The organism is Proteus sp. TSJ240517 (assembly GCF_047921575.1).
Lineage (GTDB): Bacteria > Pseudomonadota > Gammaproteobacteria > Enterobacterales > Enterobacteriaceae > Proteus.
In genome coordinates this window covers 65,103-88,809 of sequence record NZ_JBLRMH010000003.1, presented here as the reverse complement: position 1 = coordinate 88,809, position 23,707 = coordinate 65,103, and the positions used below count along the sequence as shown (strand labels likewise).

Below are 23,707 nucleotides of genomic sequence, written 5' to 3'. Positions count from 1 at the left end.
TGGCTACGCATTAAAATACGTTATTTATCTATTAAAGGCAGAGTTAACTCACTCTGCCTTTTCACCCAGAAAAGGGATCGACACGGTGACGCTACCTTCAATACCTTTACCAGAAAGAATTGACCAAGCACGACTGAAATGGACGTCGTTACAGCAACAACATCTCTATTTTGCCCCTGTACGCCACCATAGCCCTGTTTGTGCTTATGCAGTTTTATCATTAATTGATTCTGTAAAACCTGATTATATTTTAATTGAAGGTCCAGATACTTTTAATTCGCTTATTCCTAGCCTAACAGATAAAGATACCCTGCCTCCTGTTGCGATTATGGGACAAGCAGAGTATTTGCATAATGATGGAAACCAAGAAGATCGTGAGAAATCACTACACTCTGCCTATTTCCCATTTTGTGAATATTCGCCTGAATGGCAAGCTTTGCGGGGTGGTTTGCGCATCAATGCCAAAACACGTTTTATCGATTTACCTTGGGCTGCACAAGTTAATAACGAAGAATATAGTGATTCACAGAGTCGTAGCTTACAAAAAGAACGTTATTTAGCACATAGCCAGTTTATCGCGCAATTAGCCAAAAAATGCCACTGTCGTGATCATGATGATGTTTGGGAGCATCTTTTTGAATTACGCAATATTGAAGCCTTAGCAGATTGGCAAACACTGTTTAATGACACCTTTATTTGGTGCGCACTAGCACGACTTGATTATGAACCTAAAGTGCTTGAATCTGAAGGCTCTTCACAACGTGAAGCACATATGCTCACTCATATTCAAGCCATCAAACAACAAGAGCCCAATGCCAAAATTTTAATCGTCACTGGGGGATTCCATACTCTTGCATTAATTGAAGGTCTAGCACATTCACAATCTCAATCTTTCGCCATTTCTAGCACAGAACAAAAGCAATTCACTAAAATGCAAAAAATGGGTGAAAATGAACAAGCTTGGCTTATTCGCTACAGTTTTGACAGATTAGATGCACTTAATGGTTATGCTTCAGGCATGCCTTCTCCCGCATTTTATCAACAAGCCTGGCAAAGTTTAATGCAACAACATCATGATAAATCAGAGAATAATGATGCGGCAAAACAACCAACTCAAGTTTATCGCAATAAAATGGGGATTGCTTTTCTAAGCTCAGTAGCTCAGGCGATCAGAGAAAAACAATTTGATAATCCACCTAGCTATTTAGCTGTAAAACTCGCAGCAGAGCAGAGTTTACGCCTCGCTTTACTAAGAGATCATGCAGGTACAGGTCGCTATGATTTACTCGATGGTTTACAAAGTGCCTTTATTAAGGGCAGTTTAGATGATAGCCAAAGCGAGTTATGGACTGAAATTAAAACCTGCTTTTCAGGCTATCTCTTAGGTAAAATTCCATTAGGTACAGCAACGCCTCCTTTAGTTAATGAAACCTATGAACGAGCTAAAGCTTTTCGTTTCAAACTGGATGATACATTAGCAAAAACCACTAAATGTGATGTTTACCGTAACCCGCAACATCGCTTAAGAAGTCGCTTTTTACATTTATTGGCTTTCTTAGAGATCCATTTTGCACACCGTGTAAATGGCCCTGATTTTCTTTCTGGTCATCAATTAGATCTGCTATTTGAAGAGTGGCAATACGCTTGGACACCCAATGTGGAAGGCGAGCTGATTTCATTATCAGAGAAAGGCTCTCAACTTGAAGCCATCGCCCTAAGTAAGCTGTTATCAATGGAAAAACAGCTTGAAGAACAAGGGCAAAGCCGTTCAAGCCAAAGTGCAGTCACGTTATTAATCCAAGCAGCATTAATTGGGCTTCACCAGCGCATACCATCACTCTTTAAACTGTTAGATGGCTATATTCAGCAAGATTTTCGTCTTCAGTCACTCACTCAATGTGGACATAAACTGATCCATTTATGGCGAGGTCGCCAATATCTTGATATTACGGATGAGCTTTCACTTGAAAATCGTCTACATCAAGTTATTCCTCAAGCTTTCTTTTGTTTAGAACAACTGGCTCAAGGTGATGAGCAACAACAAGAAAGCAATTTACAAGCTCTGCTCTCTTTGCGTGAATTGATTGAATTTATGCCATCACTCAATAATCAGCATGATTATAAAAGTGATTTCTATCAGCAACTCAATCGTCTTGATGGTCAATTAGATACCGTGCCTTTATTAAAAGGTGCGGTAGATGCATTACGTTATTTAGGTTCATATATTGACGAAAATACGTTGGTCACCGCGCTAAATACGACCTTTAGCACAGGCAGTTCTCCCGAACATGCCATTGGTTATTTTGTCGGGATGATGCGAACTGCACCAGAGCTAGTTATTCGCTTACCGTTATTAGTCGATCACTTAAATACTTTGTTACAGCAATGGGATGAAGAACGATTTATTCAGATCTTACCTGATCTGCGTTTTGCCTTTAGCCAACTTAATCCCAAACAAAATGCAGAGCTTGCACAATATATTGCCAACGATATTGGTTTAGATACGCAAGCGTTATCTTTGTGGCAGTCAGACTTTAGCGCCAAACAGATGATTGAAGCCACCAAGCTCAATCAAAAATTACAACAGCGAATAATGGAACAAGGCATGCTTTCTTGGTTTGATGCTAAGAAAATAGAGAAAGGAGATACGACTCATGAGTCAGCATAATGACGATATGCCTGAAGATAAAATAAAACAAGCAAAACGCTGGCGCCTGATTTTAGGTCAATATGCTGATGATGCTCTTGGACAAGCCACTTTTAATACTGATGATTTAAAAGTGGAGCGCACGCTCGATTTTCTCTATCGCCGTGAATATCAACGCCGAGGATTACGCCAAGAGCGAGGACGTCATGGATCACTCGATGCTTCTCAACTCACCGCGGTGAACTGGCTTAATCAAGCACGTAAGCTATTCCCTAATAGCACATTTGAACGCATGCAATCACAGGCGATTGAACGCTATCAAATTAGTAGCTTTCTTAAAGATCCCAATACGTTAAAAGCGATGGAGCCAACAAAAGCATTAGCTAAAACATTATTAAGTTTACGCGGACGCATGAGTGAAGAAACACGAGATGCGGTTAAAACCATTATTCGTAAAGTGGTTGATGATATTTTACGTCAAATTCGCAATAACTTTCGCCAATCATTAACAGGTCGCCGTAACCGTTTTAGACGCTCTTTAGTACCAAATAGTCGCAACTTTGATTGGCGCGCAACTATCGCGGCGAATTTAAAACATTACGATACTCAAAATCGCCGTTTAGTCATTGAAACACCTTATTTTAACTCACGGATGCAACAGCACTTTCCATGGGATGTTATTCTTTGTGTTGACCAAAGTGCGTCAATGTCTAGCTCAATTATGTATGCCGCTGTTTGCGCCAGTATTTTAGCTTCATTACCTGCTGTTAATGTCTCTTTAGTAGTTTTTGATACCCAAGTTGTCGATTTATCACATTTAGCAGACGATCCCGTTGAAGTTTTAATGACTGTACAATTGGGAGGCGGTACTGATATTGCAGGTGCAATGCAATATTGCGAAAGCTTAGTCAAAAATCCTAAACGTACGGTTATTTCACTTATCAGTGACTTTGAAGAAGGTGGATCATTAAACCGCTTATTAGATTGCACACAACGCCTTAATAGCCAACAAGTTAAATTATTAGGGCTTGCGGCACTTGATGATGAGGCTCAACCTGTTTATGACTCTGCAATTGCTCAGAAACTTGCAGACAGAGGCATGCAAGTTGCAGCGTTAACACCTGAACATTTCGCACAATGGTTGGCAGAGGTAATGCAATGAGTTGGCAAACTGTTTACTTTCATTACGATGAAGACGCGCTCACTGTATTTGCTAATGCAGGATTATTAAGACGCGCAAAAAAAGATGTTGATAACGAAAAAGTTTCACTCACTGATGCCAATACAGGGCAGTTTAGTAGTGATGGACAAAATGTTGTTTTACATGAAGCGGGGATCCAACAAGCCAGTTGTGATTGTTCGGCATCAGGTTGTTGTAAACATATTTTAGCTGCCGTTTTATGGTTACAAGCCAATAATAGTGCTGATAATTCAAATGACGATAAGAGTGGTGAAGCATCATCAGAAGCCATTACTGAACAGATTGAAATCGCCCCTCTGTTACCCACGCTATTTGCTCTTGAGCCGGAAGTATTAATCAAAAAAGCAGGAAAACCCGCCTGTCGTGCGGCCATTAAATTAGTTGAGCAGTGGGAAACAACAACATTAAATTTAGAAGACACAGGGACACAGTTAAAAATTCAACTCACTGATGTTGATGAGCCTGTTATTTTCTTACAAGGTAGTGGTTACGATGGCATGTTATCGCCTTTTTCTGACTCACAGAAAAAAGCATTCCACCTTGCTATTGTGGCTAAAATATTTGAACAACATGCTCAACCTTGGGTTTGGCCTGAAGATTTAATCATTGTGCAATCTTCAAAACGCCCTCTTAATGATGAAGAGTCAGCGTTAATAACAACCATTGAACAGTTTATTTATGATCTCTTACGCCAAGGTTTATCACATATCAGCTTAAGCAGTGCCACACAGTTGCACTTATTGAATATGTCGGCTCGAGCAGAGGGTTTACCTCGTTTAGCGTCTTATTTGCGAACATTAAGCACCCAAGTCAAACTATTGGCAGAAAGACATTTCACTATGGATGAAAGCAATGTCTTGCGCTTATTGGCTCATATTTCAGCCTATCTATTCCAATTATCCAATGCGACACCTGAACAGTTAAAAGTATTACGAGGACAACTTCGTCGTCAATATGACGATAAAAAAACGAGTCTCTCGCTGATTCCAATTGGTGCAAACTGGTGGACAGCACAAAGTGGTGCATTAGGAGCAACCTTTACCTTTTGGGATAGAGAAGAGAAGCAGCTCTTACAAGCGACACAAGCACGCCCTAATCAACTTGATACTCTGTTTAACCGTTATAGTGTTTGGAATAGTTTATCGTTATGGAAACAAACATCCGATAAGTTAATGCGCCGCCCTTTTTTATTACAAGAGCCTCGTATTTCTGATGAAGGAAAACTGGCGACTATTGGCGAAAGTTTTGCTCAAAGCCAAACTGATTTTCTTGATATTACGGATTACCAAAATCTACAAACTGAATTAGGGATCAACAATTGGCAAGCGTTGCCGGACTATTTTGCTAATCAACCTGAAGGATTTCTTTCACCTCTCGTCTTACATATCAAAAGCTATAAGCCATTAATTTGGTATGAAATAGAACAGTGCGTTATTTGGGATGTTTCAGATAATCATGACAATTCAGCCTTCTTACGTCTTTATTGGGAAGGAACGATGCAAAATAATCTGGAAGAATTACGTTATCTCACTAAACGAGAATTAGAGGTAGTTGCAGTCACGGTACAGCCTGTTCGACGTGATTTAAATATGGATTTATTGCCAACGACCATTTGGCTTAAAACGACAAAAGGTATTGAACTGTTTTATCTCGATTTTGACCAATTTCCGCGTAAGAAAAAACAGTCTGAGTTTATTAGCCGTATTCAAGAATATATGGCTAAACGTAAACAACAAACGGCGATGCATCACAGCGAGCCGACCTTGGCACAAAAATTCTGTCGCCCTATTTTGTCAGTATTAGAAGCCCAAGCATGTACTGGGAGAGAATTGCTTTCTGAAATGCAAAAAGAGCAGTTAGAGATAAGCAAGCATACTGCTGACGATTTAGGAATGACATTAATTGCCAACCAATTAGCTCGTTATCTGACATTAACGACACGAGATCCACAAGCTTTATTACAGTTAATTTGGCTATGCGATAATCTGCAACAATTACAAAGCCCATTACCCATTCAGCTTAATGAGTAATAAGTAGTAATAAGCAAAAAGCTATCTCTCTTTAATTAGAGAGATAGCTTATAGGATAAGAATAAATAGGCTTATGCTGGATTATCAATATCGACAAATGTCACATCAAAGTGATGTGTTTGAGCAAGCCATTCACCTAATGCTTTAATACCATAACGCTCTGTCGCATGATGCCCTGCTGCAAAAAAATGAACGCCCATTTCTCTTGCGATATGAATAGTTTGTTCCGAAACTTCACCAGTCACAAAAGCATCCACACCCTGCTCTGCTGCATCTTGAATAAAGCCCTGTCCACCGCCTGTACACCAAGCAATATTACGAATAGTTTCAGGTGCATTATCACCACAATGCAATACATTGCGTTGTAATGCTTTTTCTAAACGTGCTTTTAATTCAAGAGGTGTTAAAGGTAAATCAAACACACCTTTAGGCACTAAAGGTAATATTTCACCTTCAACTTTAACGCCCATTTTTAACGCTAACTGAGCGTTGTTACCTAAGATTGGGTGAGCATCTAACGGCAAGTGATAACCAAAAAGATTAATGTCATTACAAAGTAATGTCTTTAAGCGATTACGCTTCATTGAGCGAATAACAACAGGCTCATTTTTCCAAAAGTAACCGTGGTGTACTAAAATTGCATCCGCGTTTAATCGTACAGCTTCATCAAGTAATGCTTGGCTTGCCGTTACACCCGTTACTATTTTTTGAATATGAGGGCGTCCTTCGACTTGAAGTCCATTAGGTGCATAATCTTGAAAGTTTTCAATGCTTAACTTCTCATTAATCACTAATTCCAGATCAGTATTCTTCATTTCATTTATTTCCCTGTTATCACGAATGCCACTATTTATCTAACAATAAGATAAATAGCAATAGATGAATCGCCTTCGTTTAAATGACTCATTACTGTTTATTGTAACGTAAAAATTGAAGGTTATTTACAGATAAGGAAAAACAAGAAGGTAGCACCAAAAAAGTGCTTAAAGAGGGATAAGAATAACGCCTACTTTTGCAGGCGTTATCTTAATATTCTGTTATTTGTGACTATTTAGTGCCACTTCTGATTTTGCCAACCAAACGGGTTTATCACTTGTTTTAGACCATACACGGTGTATATAGCTATAAAATTGTGCGCGTTTAGGATGAAAAATCATAACAGGAAATGCCACAACACCTAGCGCAACAGCACCAGTACGACGGGCTAAAACATGTTTTTTTGTATATTCGTTATAAGCTGGCATAGTGCTCTCCTGTATAGAGATTAATTTGATGACTGAAATTTTACCTCATTTGATGAAATTTTACTACTGATCAGACCACTTAATTCGTGCGAAAAATCACCTTTATTTTGCTTGATATGTAATTAAATTTCATAATGAAAACAAAAAAGAAACAAAAATGACATAGTTATTAACAAAGTAAGATCAGTATTTTTACTTAATTAAGTTCATAATAAATAATTTCAGCCATATATTATCAGAAAGGAAAAAAATCAAACCGGTGAGGAGATATGAGATATTCGAGAATGAGGTTTACTGCTAAAAATACAGATCCACTGCTAAATAGTATTATGATGAACAATATATTCAACAGTGAATAATTAAATATTTATTCAGGAAAATCAAGAGAATCAACATCCATTGAATGGTGAATAAGGCGAGCAATAAATAAGGTATTATTCTTTGGTAGATAATAGATTGAGTGTTTTTTAAACTCCAATCGTCTCATACCATTACACACCCAACTACACTCTCGCCCAATCCAGGGTGCTCTAGCAAGTAGCTCAAATGTCCGTTTCAAGTCATCATGATATTTCTTTGCCTGAATTACACTAAATTGTTGTATGGTATAACGCGCAATTTGATAAATATCTTCTTCTGCTAACTCAGAAAGTTTATACATTTAAATCCTTTTCAGCTCTTGCAAAAATATCATCCATGTTATTTTTACTTTCTGGTGAATTCACACCATCTAGCACCATTTTACGAACTATTTGGATCCGTTCTTCTCTAATTTCCATCATACGTAAAGCGTCTCTTATTACTTCAGAGGTATTTCCATAACGTCCTGAGTTGATCATTTCACCAACAAAGCCATTAAAGTGTTCACCCAAAGTCACACTAGTTACTCGAGCCATAAATCCTTCCTACATTGTATTACTTAGTAATACAACATTAGCAGTAAATTCATTCTTTCGCCAGTTAATACCATAAAAAAATACCCCAAAATCGAAAACCAATTTTGGGGTATTATTTAATAAATAGAGAATTTTATATCTTAAAATACCCTAAACTTTATTTCTTAACCGTTTTGCCTTTACCGCGTAGGGTTTCGGTTAACCCTTTAAGGAAATATCTCACGAGTTGATCGCCACAGTTACGATAGTTTTTATGTCCAGGCTTACGGAATACTGCACTGAGTTCTGGCTTAGAAACACGGAAGTCTGCAAGCTCATAAATCTTTAAAATATCAACATCTTTTAACTCAAAAGCGACACGCAGTTTTTTTAAGATAATATTATTGGTTATACGTTTTTCAACTTCAGGTGCTGGAAAATTATCATCTTTGCCACGACGATAAAAAATTAGACCATTTAAAAAATGCCCCATCGCATTATCGTCACACTCAACAAACTCAGGCTCATCGTCTTTTTTCAGCCAACTATTTACTAACTCTTTTGTGACTGTGAAATCAGCCAGTTTCATGATTTCAACAACATGTGCATCACTTAGATCCAGCATGTAACGTACACTTCGTAAAACAAAATTATTTTGCATTGTATTGATTATCCACTCTATTTTTAATTCTAAATCAACCTCAATGATGGATATCAATGCTGTGATCTAAAAATATTCAATAATTAAAAAAATACACTCTACCTTTAGGTAGAGTGTTATTCTATATAAATAGTTTATTGTACTAACTTATTTGTTAGCAAAAACATTATTTACTATTTCAATGGCTTCTTTTTCAATTAATTCACGATGCTCAGGGCCACGGAAGCTTTCACAGTAAATTTTATAGGCTTCTTCAGTGCCAGAAGGACGAGCCGCAAACCAACCGTAATCGGTCATTACTTTTAAGCCACCAATAGATGCACCATTACCTGATGCATGTGTTAAACGTGCAGTAATTGGATCACCTGCTAAGGTGCTTGCAGTCACCATTTCAGGTGATAAACGTGATAACAACGCTTTTTGTTCATGGGTTGCTGATGCTTGAATACGGTTATAGCTTGGTGAACCAAAACGTTGTGCTAATTCGTTGTAATGCTCTTGCGGATCTTTACCTGTTACTGCTTTCATTTCAGCAGCCAACAGACATAAAATGATACCGTCTTTATCAGTTGACCAAGGTTTACCATTAAAGCGTAAGAAAGATGCACCTGCACTCTCTTCACCACCAAAGCCAAACTCACCACTAAATAAGCCTTGAACAAACCATTTAAAGCCAACAGGCACTTCAACTAATTCACGACCTAAATCTGCTACAACACGGTCAATCATTGCACTTGAAACCAGTGTTTTACCCACTTTTACATCTTTAGCCCATTGTGGACGATGACGGAAAAGATAGTTAATTGCAGCCGCTAAATAGTGGTTAGGATTCATTAAACCAGAAGGTGTCACAATACCATGGCGATCGTAATCAGGATCGTTAGCAAAGGCTAAATCAAATTTATCACGTAATTGTAATAAGCCTTCCATTGCCCATGGTGATGAACAGTCCATACGAATAACACCATCGTGATCAAGCGTCATAAAACGGAATGTCTGATCAACTTGATCGTTAACTAATTCAAGATCAAGATCATAATACTCACCAATACGTTTCCAGTACTCAATGCCTGAACCGCCTAATGGGTCAACACCTAATTTTAAGCCCGCTTTCTTAATTGCTTGCATATCAACAACGTCACCTAACGCTTTGACATAAGGCATAATTAAGTCTTGTGCTTGAATATAACCACTTGCTAATGCTTCATCATAAGAAAGACGATTGATCCCTGCTAAATTGTTCTCAAGCAGTTCATTGGCACGTTTTTCAATCACTGAAGTTAAATCGGTATCAGCAGGTCCACCATTTGATGGATTATATTTAATACCGCCATCTTCGGGTGGATTATGAGATGGAGTGATCACGATACCATCAGCAATATCTTGATGTGCTTCGTTGTATGTCAAAATAGAGAAAGAGACTGCCGGTGTTGGTGTATAGCCATTATTTTCTTGAATAATCACTTTAATTTTATTGGCAGCAAGTACTTCTAAAACAGAAATAAATGCAGGCTCTGACAGTCCATGAGTATCTTTACCCACGTAACATGGCCCTGTTACTCCATTCTTAGCACGTACTTCAGCAATAGCCTGTGCAATTGCCAGAATATGTGCTTCATTAAAGCTATGGCGATTTGCACTTCCACGATGACCAGATGTACCAAATTTCACACGATGAGCGTTATTGCTAGCTTGTGGTTTAAGTGAATAATATTGAGACGTTAATTGCGCCACATTAATCAGATCACTTTGACGAGTATGCTGCCCTGCTCTTGGATGAATTGCCACAAATCTTCTCCTATTTGACATCACAATCACGCTTTAAACAAAAGCCTTTGCAATGCATCAATTAACAATAGTGGTTAGATAGTTCCACACACCTTATCAATCTCATTTGCAGGGAATTGCATATCCTGCATGATGCTTTGTACCATCGTTCTCTTACGCTCTGTGTTCGAGTTAGTGATAACCCAAAACGGCGTGCCTGAAATATGGCGCGGTTTTGTATGACGTCCACTATCGAGTAATGTTTGTTCATCACCAGCAAAATAGATGCGTGTTCGTCCATGTACTGTTTCAGCAGATTGAGTAAAAGTAGCGCTATCTAGGCTATATAACGTAGAAAGGATCTGTAAAAAACGATCAACTGATTTTGTTTTTTCTGCGTAACTATCAGATAACAGCAGTTCTCGCATTTCACGGATCGGATTTTTTGCTGGTGTTATAGGTGTAGGTTCAGCTTCCTGTTTAATAACAGGTACTTGTACTGACTCAGTGACAACGACTGGTTGTACGGGCTGTTTGGCATCGAGCTTCAGTAGACGCCTTAAAATATCTGAAGCGCTTTCACCGATATGTCTAGTTTCGCTAGCAATATAGCGGTAAAGTTCGTCATCAATTTCTATCTTTTTCATTGCTACCCAGTACTATTTTCAAAAAAAAGTAATTAGGATTATAAGATATAATCTTTAAAAACAAAATAGGCAAAATTTCAATAACTTAAAGAGGATCTATTCAAGATCCTGCCATTTTAAAGGCTAAGCTCGGTATTTATCCTATTGTTTATCTTGGTATCATCTTCTATTCTTTGAACTTATTCGCACAAAGCCAGTTTTAAACGCCGCTATATCACACTACCCCAGCCCCCAAATAATATAAAATTCTAATTATTTATTTTTGAGCAATGTCAAGATTTCAACTTTTTGAATAAGTTTGGAATATATATCTGGATAATGGTATTTTTATGGTTTTTTATAAACTTCTCTTATCAATTATTTCTGAACTTCATTACTCTTTCATATTATTGCGATAAGTTGGCTTAGCATCTTGTGCATGTCATCATAGAAGAAAATCGCAATCATCTTGGTCATTAATATGAAACTCAATACATTACTAAATTATCAATTACACCAACCTGAAACGACACCTGTATCTAATTTACCTATCGTCTTGATCCATGGCCTCTTTGGTGATCTCAATAATTTAGGTGTTTTAGGTCGTGCACTTCGTCAAGATAATACCGTGATACAAATTGATGTGCGTAACCATGGACACTCTCCTCATAGCGAAAGTATGAATTATCAAGATATGGCGCAAGATGTGCTCGCATTGCTTGATAGTTTAACTATCTCAAAAGCCATTATTATTGGGCACTCAATGGGAGGCAAAATTGCGATGGCGATGACAGCATTAGCTCCCGAACGTATTGCAAATATTGTTGTGATTGATATGTCACCCGTTGCTTATAACGTTCGCCGCCATGACAAAATTTTTGCAGCGCTTGAAGCCGTAACAGAAGCTAAAGTCACACGTCGTCAAGATGCTGTGGAAATAATGCGTCCTTTTATTAAAGAGGAAGGTGTGATCCAATTTTTACTCAAATCATTCAAAAATGGTGAGTGGCTATTTAATTTACCTGCAATAAAAAATGCTTATTCAGACATTATTAGCTGGCAAGAGGTGCCTGCTTGGCATCATCCTGTATTATTTATTCGTGGCGGTTTATCACCTTACATTTTAGATGAATATCGTGAAAACATCGCTCGTCAATTTCCGCTCGCGACTGCCTTTGTTGTCGCAAATACAGGGCATTGGGTACATTCAGAAAAGCCAGATACCGTTATTAAGGCTATTCGTCGTTTTTTAGCGAAAGCTTACTTAACAGCTTAAAATAACGTCACTGAAAAATGATAATTTACTAGAATGTATAATTATTGTGCTTAAAAATAGCGTCTGTTGATAAAAAGACCAAATCACAATAAGTTAAACTCAGGAAGCAGTGGCGAGACATCACTATGTGGGGTATTATTGGGCGTTTCGCAATTTAGTCATTGGTATACGCCCTTTCACAGCAAAATTTATGGCAAAAGAACAAACTGATCGCACCACACTGGATTTGTTCGCAGATGAACGCAGACCTGGGCGACCTAAAACAAACCCGCTTTCTCGGGATGAACAGCTTAGAATTAATAAACGCAATCAATTAAGACGTGACAGAGTTAATGGTTTACGTCGAGTTGAGTTAAAATTAAATGAAGATGCTGTAAATGCTCTCAATGAGTTGGCGACAGAAAGAAACGTCAGTCGTAGTGAACTTATTGAAGAAATATTACTAGAGCAATTGGCGCAAAATAACGCCTTAAAAATGCATCAAAACAAGAATAGCTAGCAGATAAACCACACAAATTCGACAGAATTAGCCTGCTATTTTCGTCAAAATACGTTTTTAGTTTTCTATTATGAAAACACAATGCTTATCTTTCACTAGTAATTGTTCAAACACAGACAAATATACTCTAAATATTTTGAAGTGTAGCTAGGTGACAAGTGAATGAATCACTAGAAACATACAAGAAGTATGTGACTTGTGGAAATATACGTAGTCAATAACGCTACAATTTGAAATATAACGAATTTAGAATAAAAGAGGTTATCTCACTTTATGGCAATCATAGGAATATTCTTCGGCAGTGATACTGGCAACACTGAAAATATTGCCAAAATGCTTCAAGAAAGACTGGGCGCTGATAATGCCGAAGTTCATGATATTGCAAAATCCAGTCAAGAAGACATCGAAGCGTTCGATATTCTGTTACTAGGTATTCCTACTTGGTATTATGGTGAAGCACAATGTGATTGGGATGATTTTTTCCCAACACTAGAAGATATTGATTTCAATGGTAAGCTTGTTGCACTATTTGGTTGTGGTGACCAAGAAGACTATGCAGAATATTTCTGTGATGCAATGGGTACTATCCGCGATATTATTGAACCTCGTGGTGCAGTTATCGTAGGACATTGGCCAACCGAAGGTTATCATTTCGAAGCCTCTAAAGGGCTTGCAGATGATAATCATTTTATCGGTCTTGCGATTGATGAAGATCGTCAACCAGAATTAACCGAAGAGCGTGTTGACGCTTGGGTTGCTCAAATCAAAGAAGAAATGAGCCTAGACGAAATTTTGGGATAATATAAATACTCAATATTGAGAATGATAATTATTCAATGGTGTGCTAAGATAGTGTGATAGGTGGGGTGTTTATTTTTAAATATCATGCCTATAATCAATGAGGTTATTTATTCACCCGAGTATTAATGAATAAAGCCCATTTGTGAGCACAAAAATTAAATTCACCATTAGCAACAGGATTAAATCCGCATGACCGACAATAATAAAGCGTTAAAAAATGCTGGGTTAAAAGTTACACTTCCTCGCTTAAAGATCTTGGAAGTGCTCCAGGATCCTGAGTGCCATCATGTCAGTGCTGAAGATCTCTACAAAAAACTTATCGATATCGGTGAAGAGATTGGTCTGGCAACAGTGTATCGCGTCTTAAACCAATTTGATGATGCTGGTATTGTTACCCGACATAATTTTGAAGGTGGTAAATCAGTATTTGAATTAACTCAACAACACCATCATGACCATTTAATTTGTCTTGATTGTGGCAAAGTTATTGAGTTTACAGACGATGCAATTGAATTACGCCAAAGAAATATCGCTGAACGTCATGGTATCAAACTTTCCAATCATAGCCTTTATTTATATGGCCATTGTGCTGAAGGTAATTGTAAAGAAGATAGCCACGCACATGATGAGAAATAATTCATTCTGGATAATCTCTCAGTAAAAAAAAGGAACTGTGAACAGTTCCTTTTTTATTGCCCTATGTTATGAACCCAAATATTATCGTGTAACTAGTTCACGCTCTAATAACTGGACAATAAACTGATTTTTTGAGATTGCATGTGCTGCAACGGTTGCATTCAATCGAGTTTCTAACCAAGCAGGATAACGTAATGTAAATGCTTTAAGTTTATCTTCCTCTTTAAAAGGCGTAATTCCTTCTTCAATGCAAGTTTCAACAAACTCCGTTAAGGAAATAGCCCCTTCTTTTTGTAATCCATCAATACTATCAGCCACAAAATCACAATATCCATTTACATCTAAAAATTGTCCTCTGAAGGCTTTAATTTCAGATTCATAAACAACTGATGCTGGATGCCCACTTATTATCATGATATTCGTACTTTTAATCATGCTTTACTCCTATCACATTCTCAAACCATTCACGTAGACCATTTACAGAGCCTTTATCCATAACATTCTCAGGATGAGGTTAGTGTGTTTGATAAACAGATCCCATTAAAATAAATTTTCGTCTAGAGCCATTACCATTTTTAACTTTCCCACCAAGATTATTTATTAGGCTCTTTACATCATCCACTTAATTCCTGACTTTGGAGGCACTGTTAGTATATCAGCGAGTGTCTTATAGTGTTTGGAACTCAGTTCGTTGGTCTTTATCATCATTCATTACGTCAATATATGACGTCATCTTAAAAAGAACATAATCTATAACAATTCACTTCGCCACACTAATACTGTGTTTGATATGTTTTAAATGCACCACTATCGTAAAAGTAACGATAACTAACAGTGACCAAGAGCCCCACTTCCCTGCATGCACGGCAGACCAAGCACCAATTTGGTTTGGATATTGCCAAACACCGAAAAACGTACCAAAATTCTCAGCAAGCCAAATAAAGAAACCAATCAGAACAAAAGCAAGTAATAAGGGCATTTTTCGCTCTGTATCATAAGGCGTAAAATAAACCACACTACGAGCATAAAGACCTAAAATAAAGGCTGTTAAATACCAACGATAATCACCAATAAAATGATGAGAAAAGAAATTAATATAAATCGCAAGTGCAACCAATGTTGCCAGCCAATAAGGTGGATAATGTTCAATTCGTACCTTTAAAAAACGCCATGCTTGAATTAAATAACTCCCCACAGCCGAATACATAAAGCCTGTAAATAATGGGACTTCCCACAATTTTGTGTAAGCAAAATCAGGGTATTTCCATGAACCAATTGCCGCTGATGTTTTAAATAACTCCATCACAAAACCAACAATGTGGAAAAAACAAATCGCTTTTAATTCATCCCATGTTTCTAACTTTCCCCACACCATCCATAATTGAAAAGCGATAGCGAGAATAAGAAGCACATCATAACGAGGTATACCAAAAACACCGTTGCTTGGTGTTGCAAATAAAATAAAAAAGAAAAATCCTGCAAATAAACAAGAACGTGCCTCTTTCACACCAAAAAAGAGAAATTCAACAACAAATCGTTTTATACCTTTAAAGGGCTTCAATGGTGGTTCTAATAAAAAATCATCCAATCGCTTTAACATGTTTCTTCCTGAAAACTCGCATTATCGAACAGCCTTCAATGCAGAATAATAAATAAGGTGAGATAAAATGAATGGCAAGAAATTTGCCATAGAATAAAAAAACGTACAAGGATGAAAAGGACGAAAAAGAAAGGAATGAAAAAATAAAGGTATTTACCCCCCACTACGATACCCACTCTGACTGCCTTTACTTAGGGTAAATACCTTACGCAAATTCTGCGAAATAACTGAAGCACAGGAGATAAACATAACCCACTCACATTTATCTCAGACGACATGACATGACGACTTTACTTCATTACTTTTACTACATACTGCGATTTTAAAACGACTCTTTACTTCGGCTCTTTTACTTCTTACTACTGCTACTGACTACTTCACTTTATTAACGAGGCTTATTTGTAAGGTTCTTCTTAATTAATGCATCTCTATCTTTCTACTACTTATTTTTACTTATCGTAATCGTATTTAGCTTTTTTAGTTTTATTCAGGATAAAGTGCAATTAATACACTTTATCCCTATGCTGATATTAGAAAATAGTGAATGGCATTATCACGTTAAACTTAACGTCTTTTTCATCTTGGAAGATATTACCAAAACCACCGTCATAACTTGGAATATCGGAGTGGTTATCGTAACGGGTATAATGAAGCTTAAAGAGAGTACCTTTAGCGCGACCTTCTTGAACCGTATACATAATATCCGCATTCCATGCACTTTCTCTGATACGCTGACCTTGGTCATAAACGGCTTTACCACTTGGTTTCGCATCCCATGCGTAAATATATGAAGTGCCGACAGCCCAACCTGACAGATCCCAGTTTTTCAGATCATACATAACGCCAGCATAAAGTGCTTTTTCTCCATTGGCGTTAAAGTCAGAACGACCATCCCACCAAACATCAAGACGACCGTTAGAGGTTGCCCAGCCTGGAGTCATACGTTGTAAGAAATAACCTTGATTACCTTCAGCTTTAACCCACGTTCCTTCTACTTTGAAGTCAAATACATTGTAGGTATAACCAAAAGTCAGTGCTTGTAACCATGCCAACCCATCATAAACGTCATTAACACCACCGCCAGTAACTTTATCTTTAGCACCGTAGAATTGGTAAGACGTTCTTAATGCATTGTCAGCAATTGGAAAATCATAAGAAACTTTACCAAAATACTGATCGATATAACCATCGGCCTGACCAAATGCAGCTTCTAACACTAGGCTGTTTTTAAAATCATATTTGGCGCCAAAAGAGTGAAGATAGCTGATATTGGTTTCTAGATCAGCTTTACGGAAGTTATACATATTCCGATACCACGGTGCTTTATATTCATCCGTCCACATATATGAGAAAGATAATTCACCGCTTTTATCGAAATCGAAAACAGCACCCGCTTCAGCACCGCGATAAGTCCCCGGTAAGAAGCTCCAATGTGGACGCAATAAGCTTTGGCCTTTAGGTTGAATATATCCACCTTGAGCCCAGAAATTGCCTAATTTGAATTTCGCAGCCGCTTTATAAACACTCATGCCACTGCGATCGCCAGTCCATTTTTCATCCCAGCGACTTTTTGCATCACTAAAACCAATTTCATTAGGTGCAGCTGGGCCACTGTTATTCAATTCAGCCGCGCCAAAAGCAGCTAAATCAATACCAATAAAATCACCAAGGTAGCCTGATGAGAAATCTAGATTAGCGTTGAAAGTAGAATGGTGTAAGTTAGCTTTGTATTTGCCGTAATCAGGACTATTTGGTGTTAACTCTTTTCTATCACGGTCACGTTGCCAATAAAAAAGACCGCCTGTTAAGGTTGAGTCATCAATAAATCCTTCAGCATGAGACATTTTTGCAGGTAGTGCAGTTACAAGCAATGCGCCCATAACGGCAAGTGCCACCCTGCCTGGTTTAGCATGTTGCATAACCATAGCATTGTTTCCTCTTTGACTTTGACTAAAAAAGAAATAAGCACAATGCCTATTTCCAAATATAAAACCCCAAGTGGGGAAAAAACCTAAATTAGGTTAGAAACAGCATATTTTTCGCGACGCGAATTATCAACCTAAAAAAAAGAATTTTTATCAAAATATGACAAAGGGCACATAACCAAATGATCGTTTCATTTTCTTGCTTTTATAATTATTGATTAAAACCAATCATAATCAATTGATTTAAATGCATTTTATAAAACAATCTTTAAATGATATGAAATTTCGTTTTTATAGAAAGGAATAATAAGCAGTATTTATAAATGATCTTTTTTAACTATGTGAAATAGGTGGTATTAATCACACTTTTCTTATTACAGTTTTATTTAGCGTGATGGTATGAAAAAACAAAAGAATAAAGTGATAGTGAATAAACTATTTCAAATGAAATAAATGAAAAGTTATCACCTAAAAAAGAAAAAACGAGAGACTAATCAAATTAAGAATGGTAAATATTTAATATCAATAGATGAAAAATCATCCAAACTAAGATGTAAAACAGATAAAAAATGCTCGATAAATAATTACCGAGCATTTTATTCATGAAAGTACTAATGTGTCTTAAAACGCGGCAGCAGATTAACCTTGCTGAGAAATCTTCGCCCAAGTGTCTCGTAAGCCCACAGTACGGTTAAACACAAGTTTATCCGCTGTTGAAAGCTTATCAGCGCAGAAGTAGCCTTCACGCTCAAATTGATACGCTTTTTCGATAGCGGCATCTTTTAAGCTACGTTCAACAAAACCTTCACGAATAACTAATGATTCAGGGTTAATTGTTGATAAGAAATCATCTTCTGCTGCTGGGTTTGGTACGCTAAATAGACGGTCATAAAGACGGATTTCAGCAGGAATAGCATGTGGAATGCTTACCCAGTGAATAACGCCTTTAACTTTACGCCCATCAGCAGGATCTTTATTTAGAGTCTCTGCATCATAGGTGCAGTAAATGGTCGTAATTTCGCCTTGCTCGTCTTTTTCGACACGTTCTGCTTTAATCACATAAGCATTACGTAGACGCACTTCTTTACCTAGCACCAGACGTTTATATTGACGGTTTGCTTCTTCTTTGAAGTCTGCGCGATCAATATAGATCTCACGGCTAAATGGTACTTCACGCGTACCCATTTCTGGCTTGTTTGGGTGATTTGGTGCAACAAGAATTTCTTCACCTTCTGGCATATTTTCAATCACTAAACGAACTGGATCGATAACCGCCATTGCGCGTGGTGCATTTTCGTTTAAGTCATCACGAATACAAGATTCCAAAGCTGCCATTTCGACGTTGTTTTCTTGTTTCGTCACACCAATACGTAGGCAGAATTCACGAATAGATTCTGCGGTATAACCACGACGACGTAAGCCTGAAATCGTTGGCATACGAGGATCATCCCAACCATTCACAATATTTTCTGTCACAAGCTGATTCAGCTTACGTTTTGACATCACTGTATATTCAAGGTTAAGACGCGAGAATTCATATTGACGAGGATGACAAGGGATAGTGATATTATCCAGCACCCAATCATATAAACGGCGGTTATCTTGGAATTCTAAAGTACATAAAGAATGTGTGATATTTTCCAGTGCATCAGAGATACAGTGGGTAAAATCATACATTGGATAAATGCACCATTTATTTCCGGTTTGGTGGTGTTCAGCGAATTTAATACGATAAAGAACAGGATCACGCATAACAATAAAAGGTGATGCCATATCAATTTTCGCACGTAAACACGCTTTACCTTCTTCAAAGCCACCCGCACGCATTTTTTCAAACAGCGCTAAGTTTTCTTCTACGCTACGTGAGCGATAAGGGCTGTTTTTACCTGGCTCTTTTAATGTACCGCGGTATTCACGAATTTCTTCAGCACTTAACTCATCAACATAAGCTAAGCCTTTATTAATCAGCTCAATCGCATATTGATAAAGTTGATCAAAATAATCTGAGGAGTAATGAATGCTACCTTCCCATTGGAAACCTAACCACTGAACATCTTTTTGAATTGAGTTGATGTACTCAATATCTTCTTTTACTGGATTGGTATCATCAAAACGTAGATTACATTTTCCCTGATAATCTTTAGCAATACCAAAATTCAGGCAAATTGATTTCGCATGGCCGATATGAAGATAGCCATTAGGTTCAGGTGGGAAACGCGTTTGAACGCTATCATGTTTCCCGGTAGCCAGATCTTCGTCAATAATTTGACGAATAAAGTTCGTTGGGCGGGCATCTGCCTCATTCATGGTCATTTTTTCCTCAAAGCAAAACGCATAATTAACCCACTATAATCCAATAAGCAGGTTTCATAAATACCTTAGCTAAATACACCCCTGAGATATTTATCAAAATAGAGATAAAAAAACGGGAAGTTCGAAAGACTCCCCGTTTTATCGTCTTATTTAACCATCTCTTTATAGAGGATTAAATATCTATATAGAATTTATTTTAACACTTTGTAGATAACCGTTTTATTTCCGACCACAACACCTGCAACTTGTTCAGCAATCTTATCAAAATCATCGATATTGCTGACAATAACAGGGCTTATCATCGATTTAGCATTAGCGTTCAGATATTCAAGATCTAATTCTAAGATAGGTTGACCAACTTTAACGTCTGCACCTTCTTCAACTAAACGCTTGAAGCCTTTGCCGCCTAATGCAACGGTATCAATGCCCATATGCACAATGATTTCCACACCATTGTCAGTCTCAATACAAAATGCATGGTTTGTATCAAAAATCTTAACAACAGTACCTGTCGCAGGCGCCATCACGATATTAGAGGTTGGTTTGATTGCTACACCATCGCCAACAACACCACTAGAGAACGCTTCATCAGGCACTTCTTTTAATGCCACCACTTCGCCATCAAAAGGTGCAATCATTTCAAGTAACACTTTTGCATTGGCATTCGCTTGTTTTACGGGTGCTTTTTCAGTAGAAACTGTTGAAGCAGAAGCACCTTCATAAGCAGGCACAGGACCTTGTGTTAATACATCGCGCATTGCGTTAGCGACAAGCTCTGCTCGTGTACCCACAATCACCTGAACACTTTGTTTGTTTAAGCGAATAACACCTGAAGCCCCTAAACGTTTTGCGTATGCATCATTAACAACGCCAGAGTCTTTTACATTAAGACGTAAACGTGTAATGCAAGCATCAATACCCGTTAAGTTATCAGAACCACCGATAGCCGCGATATATTGGCGAGCTTCTTGTTGAATACCTTCTTTACTATTTGCTGGCGCTGTTTTGATATCTTCATCATAACCATCAGCAGTTTCATCACCGGTCACTTCATCTTCACGACCTGGTGTTTTCAGATTAAATTTAGTGATAGTGAAACGGAAAATACCGTAATAGATAAAGAAGAAAACAATACCCTGAACAATCAGCATGTACCAATGAACAGCCAGTGGGTTACGTGAAGATAAGAACATATCCACTAAGCCTGCACTAAAGCCGAACCCTGAAATCCACTCCATGCTTGCCGCGATATAAACAGAAATCGCCATTAAGAATGCGTGAATAACATAAAGCACTGGTGCGACGAACATAAAGGAGAATTCAAGCGGCTCAGTAATACCAGTGAAGAATGCAGCAAACGCACCCGCCATCATAATACCAGCCACTTTTGCTTTGTGTTCTTTACGTGCGCAGTGATAAATAGCAAGAGCTGCACCCGGTAAACCAAACATCATTACTGGGAAGAAACCTGCTTGATAACGACCTGTAACACCCACTGTTGCTAAGCCAGAATCAATAGCTTGCTGACCTGCTAGGAAGTTAGGAATATCATTAATACCAGCAACGTCAAACCAGAATACAGAGTTCAACGCATGGTGTAAGCCCACAGGAATTAATAAACGGTTAAAGAATGCGTAAATACCCGCACCTAATGCTCCCATATCTTTAATGCTTTCACCAAAGCTAACTAATCCGCCATAAATCACAGGCCAGATATACATCAGAATAAAGGCGACGATGATCATTAAAAACGAGGTCAGAATAGGAACTAAACGGCGACCACTAAAGAACGACAGTGCGCGAGGCAGCTCAACGCTACTGAAGCGGTTATAAAGCTCGGCTGAAAGTACACCAACTAAGATCCCAACAAACTGGTTATTTATTTTACCAAAAGCAACTGGAACCTCTTCTAAAGGTAGGCCTTTGATCATTGACACCGCAGCTGGAGAGCAAAGTGTTGTCACAACTAAGAACCCAACAAACCCTGTTAAAGCGGCAGCACCGTCTTTGTCTTTCGACATACCATAAGCAACACCAATGGCAAACAAGACTGACATATTGTCGATGATAGCAGCACCAGATTTGATAAGTAAGGCAGCAAGCGCGTTATCACTACCCCAGCCTACTGGGTCAATCCAGTAGCCAATCCCCATCAGAATTGCTGCTGCAGGTAATGTAGCAACAGGCACCATCAGCGCCCGTCCTATCTTCTGCAGATAACTTAAAATATTCACAAACTCCCCCTTGGATAGCCCCTATATTGGGATCTTATTCATACTCATTCATATTTTATAAGAAAAATGATGAGCTAATTATTTAATTCCATTTTTAGTCTAAAAAATTTATTTCGTATCGCAAATTAATTAGTCATAATTTGTGAGTTAAGTCACCAATATAGTATATTTTTTAGCTGAAATGCTGGCTAAGTCAGAAAGCTTATTTTATGATTAAAAATATCTTTTGGCGGGACATTTCGATCATCAGCTAAAAATGAAAAGAAATTCGTGTTATACACTCTAAATCATTCGAGTTGCAGGTAGGCGGCAAGCAAAGATATCCCGATGAATATACTCATGTATGTGATTCGGGTAGCTGAGCGTAGCCAACACCCCTGCAACTTGAAGGATGACGAGTATAGATGAGCCACTGATAATCACACGATAAAATAACACGTTACTGAGTTATCAGATTTGTCTTTTTTCTATGAGGTTACTATGAGGTTAATCCCCCTATCCACGGCAAAACAAGTTGGTAAGTGGTCTGCAAATTATATCATTGAGAAGATCAATGCGTTTAATCCAACAGCAGAGCGCCCTTTCGTGCTTGGTTTACCAACTGGTGGCACACCATTGGCGACATATAAAGAGTTAATTGAATTACATCGTGCAGGAAAAGTCAGCTTCCAACACGTTGTAACGTTCAATATGGATGAATATGTTGGTATTCCATCAGATCATTCACAAAGTTATCGTACTTTTATGTATGAAAACTTCTTTAATCATATTGATATTAAAGATGAAAATATCAATTTATTAAACGGTAATGCAGAAGATCCACAAGCAGAATGCGAACGTTATGAGGCTAAAATTAAGTCTTATGGCAAAATCAATTTGTTTATGGGCGGTGTAGGTAACGACGGTCATATCGCATTTAATGAGCCAACGTCATCACTTTCTTCACGTACTCGCATGAAAACGCTAACAGAAGACACTCGTTTAGCAAATTCACGCTTCTTCGATAATAATGTTAATCATGTTCCTAAATATGCACTGACAGTTGGTGTAGGTACATTATTAGATGCTGAAGAATTAATGATTTTGGCAACTGGTTTTAATAAAGCGCAAGCAGTACATGCTGCAACAGAAGGCGCTGTTAACCATTTATGGACGATTTCCTGTGTTCAACTTCACCCTAAAGCCATTTTAGTGTGTGATGATCCTGCAACAATGGAATTACGAGTAAAAACATTGCGTTATTTCCAACAGATTGAAGCGCAAGAGTGTCAGAAATACCAAGACTAAGTTTAGTAAAATAAGTACCTACTGATTAAGTAGTGGAAAAGGCTAAGCTCTCTTACTTATCAGCCAGAATTTGCTGGCTGATATC

20 protein-coding genes and 1 pseudogene are annotated in these 23,707 nt (G+C 37.9%); 8 read left to right on the top strand and 13 right to left on the bottom strand.

Translation table 11 applies throughout. The features are described 5' to 3' along the window. Positions 1 to 85 precede the first annotated feature (85 nt). From ACNARN_RS06735 to ACNARN_RS06725, 3 genes are read left to right on the top strand one after another with little or no spacing between them, the layout of a single operon-like run. Entirely contained in the window at positions 86 to 2,668 is a 2,583-nt protein-coding gene (locus ACNARN_RS06735) for a DUF5682 family protein (RefSeq protein ID WP_416304266.1), read from the top strand. Next, the gene (locus ACNARN_RS06730; protein ID WP_198620409.1) at positions 2,655 to 3,809 is read left to right on the top strand and encodes a VWA domain-containing protein; all 1,155 of its coding nucleotides are present in this window, start codon (positions 2,655 to 2,657) and stop codon (positions 3,807 to 3,809) included. Before ACNARN_RS06735 ends, ACNARN_RS06730 begins: the two co-directional genes overlap by 14 nt. Continuing rightward, positions 3,806 to 5,878, top strand: a complete 2,073-nt coding sequence (locus tag ACNARN_RS06725; RefSeq protein WP_416304265.1) for an SWIM zinc finger family protein — start codon at positions 3,806 to 3,808, stop codon at positions 5,876 to 5,878. The genes ACNARN_RS06730 and ACNARN_RS06725 overlap by 4 nt, the downstream gene beginning before the upstream one ends. Positions 5,879 to 5,949: 71 nt before the next feature. Here ACNARN_RS06725 and ACNARN_RS06720 read toward each other — a convergent pair whose 3' ends face one another. The 7 genes from ACNARN_RS06720 to seqA all read right to left on the bottom strand — a co-directional run bounded on the left by ACNARN_RS06720 (position 5,950) and on the right by seqA (position 11,072). Then, on the bottom strand, positions 5,950 to 6,693 hold the full coding sequence (locus ACNARN_RS06720) for a type 2 GTP cyclohydrolase I (RefSeq protein ID WP_109373941.1): 744 nt from the start codon (positions 6,691 to 6,693) through the stop codon (positions 5,950 to 5,952). 222 nt (positions 6,694 to 6,915) lie between these two features. Then, positions 6,916 to 7,122, bottom strand: coding sequence for a YbfA family protein (locus ACNARN_RS06715; RefSeq protein ID WP_036912074.1), 207 nt, complete (start codon positions 7,120 to 7,122; stop codon positions 6,916 to 6,918). Between the two features lie 367 nt (positions 7,123 to 7,489). Further along, positions 7,490 to 7,783 (bottom strand): type II toxin-antitoxin system RelE/ParE family toxin, encoded by a 294-nt coding sequence (locus ACNARN_RS06710; RefSeq protein WP_198632548.1) that lies wholly within the window; start codon positions 7,781 to 7,783, stop codon positions 7,490 to 7,492. Continuing rightward, positions 7,776 to 8,018, bottom strand: coding sequence for a type II toxin-antitoxin system ParD family antitoxin (locus ACNARN_RS06705; RefSeq protein ID WP_109373939.1), 243 nt, complete (start codon positions 8,016 to 8,018; stop codon positions 7,776 to 7,778). Before ACNARN_RS06705 ends, ACNARN_RS06710 begins: the two co-directional genes overlap by 8 nt. 157 nt (positions 8,019 to 8,175) lie before the next feature. Beyond that, entirely contained in the window at positions 8,176 to 8,658 is a 483-nt protein-coding gene (locus ACNARN_RS06700; RefSeq protein WP_416304264.1) for a DUF1456 family protein, read from the bottom strand. Positions 8,659 to 8,805: 147 nt separating this feature from the next. Further along, positions 8,806 to 10,446, bottom strand: coding sequence for a phosphoglucomutase (alpha-D-glucose-1,6-bisphosphate-dependent) (gene pgm, locus ACNARN_RS06695; protein WP_416304263.1), 1,641 nt, complete (start codon positions 10,444 to 10,446; stop codon positions 8,806 to 8,808). Between the two features lie 74 nt (positions 10,447 to 10,520). Next, on the bottom strand, positions 10,521 to 11,072 hold the full coding sequence (seqA, locus tag ACNARN_RS06690) for a replication initiation negative regulator SeqA (RefSeq protein ID WP_196573948.1): 552 nt from the start codon (positions 11,070 to 11,072) through the stop codon (positions 10,521 to 10,523). A 460-nt stretch (positions 11,073 to 11,532) separates the two neighbouring features. Here seqA and ybfF point away from each other — a divergent pair, with 460 nt between their 5' ends. The 4 genes from ybfF (at position 11,533) to fur (ending at position 14,263) form a co-directional block, all read left to right on the top strand. Continuing rightward, positions 11,533 to 12,327 carry an esterase gene (gene ybfF, locus ACNARN_RS06685; protein ID WP_198632550.1) on the top strand — a complete coding sequence of 265 codons (795 nt, stop codon included), beginning with the start codon at positions 11,533 to 11,535 and terminating at the stop codon, positions 12,325 to 12,327. Positions 12,328 to 12,517: 190 nt separating this feature from the next. Continuing rightward, on the top strand, positions 12,518 to 12,826 hold the full coding sequence (gene ybfE / locus ACNARN_RS06680; protein ID WP_109373935.1) for a LexA regulated protein: 309 nt from the start codon (positions 12,518 to 12,520) through the stop codon (positions 12,824 to 12,826). Positions 12,827 to 13,099: 273 nt separating this feature from the next. Further along, the gene (gene fldA, locus ACNARN_RS06675; protein WP_004244384.1) at positions 13,100 to 13,627 is read left to right on the top strand and encodes a flavodoxin FldA; all 528 of its coding nucleotides are present in this window, start codon (positions 13,100 to 13,102) and stop codon (positions 13,625 to 13,627) included. 189 nt (positions 13,628 to 13,816) lie between these two features. Then, positions 13,817 to 14,263, top strand: coding sequence for a ferric iron uptake transcriptional regulator (gene fur / locus ACNARN_RS06670; protein WP_023581171.1), 447 nt, complete (start codon positions 13,817 to 13,819; stop codon positions 14,261 to 14,263). Positions 14,264 to 14,344: 81 nt separating this feature from the next. Here the strand turns inward: fur and ACNARN_RS06665 are convergent, their stop codons facing one another. The 6 genes and pseudogenes from ACNARN_RS06665 to nagE form a co-directional block, all read right to left on the bottom strand. After that, positions 14,345 to 14,698: a type II toxin-antitoxin system HicB family antitoxin gene (locus tag ACNARN_RS06665; RefSeq protein WP_198626114.1), complete on the bottom strand. Its 354-nt coding sequence runs from the start codon at positions 14,696 to 14,698 to the stop codon at positions 14,345 to 14,347. Then, positions 14,691 to 14,968: pseudogene (locus ACNARN_RS06660) on the bottom strand (toxin HicA). Before ACNARN_RS06660 ends, ACNARN_RS06665 begins: the two are co-directional and overlap by 8 nt. 55 nt (positions 14,969 to 15,023) lie before the next feature. Continuing rightward, on the bottom strand, positions 15,024 to 15,863 hold the full coding sequence (locus ACNARN_RS06655) for a DUF817 domain-containing protein (protein ID WP_196534167.1): 840 nt from the start codon (positions 15,861 to 15,863) through the stop codon (positions 15,024 to 15,026). Positions 15,864 to 16,393: 530 nt separating this feature from the next. Beyond that, a complete protein-coding gene (gene chiP, locus ACNARN_RS06650) occupies positions 16,394 to 17,788 on the bottom strand; it encodes a chitoporin ChiP (protein ID WP_109374105.1) in 1,395 nt (464 codons plus the stop codon). A 639-nt stretch (positions 17,789 to 18,427) separates the two neighbouring features. Then, on the bottom strand, positions 18,428 to 20,095 hold the full coding sequence (gene glnS, locus ACNARN_RS06645; RefSeq protein WP_036912065.1) for a glutamine--tRNA ligase: 1,668 nt from the start codon (positions 20,093 to 20,095) through the stop codon (positions 18,428 to 18,430). A 197-nt stretch (positions 20,096 to 20,292) separates the two neighbouring features. After that, positions 20,293 to 22,335: an N-acetylglucosamine-specific PTS transporter subunit IIBC gene (nagE, locus tag ACNARN_RS06640; RefSeq protein ID WP_198620402.1), complete on the bottom strand. Its 2,043-nt coding sequence runs from the start codon at positions 22,333 to 22,335 to the stop codon at positions 20,293 to 20,295. A gap of 480 nt (positions 22,336 to 22,815) precedes the next feature. On the opposite strand from nagE, the gene nagB reads away from it, so the two are divergent. Beyond that, a complete protein-coding gene (nagB, locus tag ACNARN_RS06635; protein ID WP_109374102.1) occupies positions 22,816 to 23,622 on the top strand; it encodes a glucosamine-6-phosphate deaminase in 807 nt (268 codons plus the stop codon). Positions 23,623 to 23,707 lie beyond the last annotated feature (85 nt).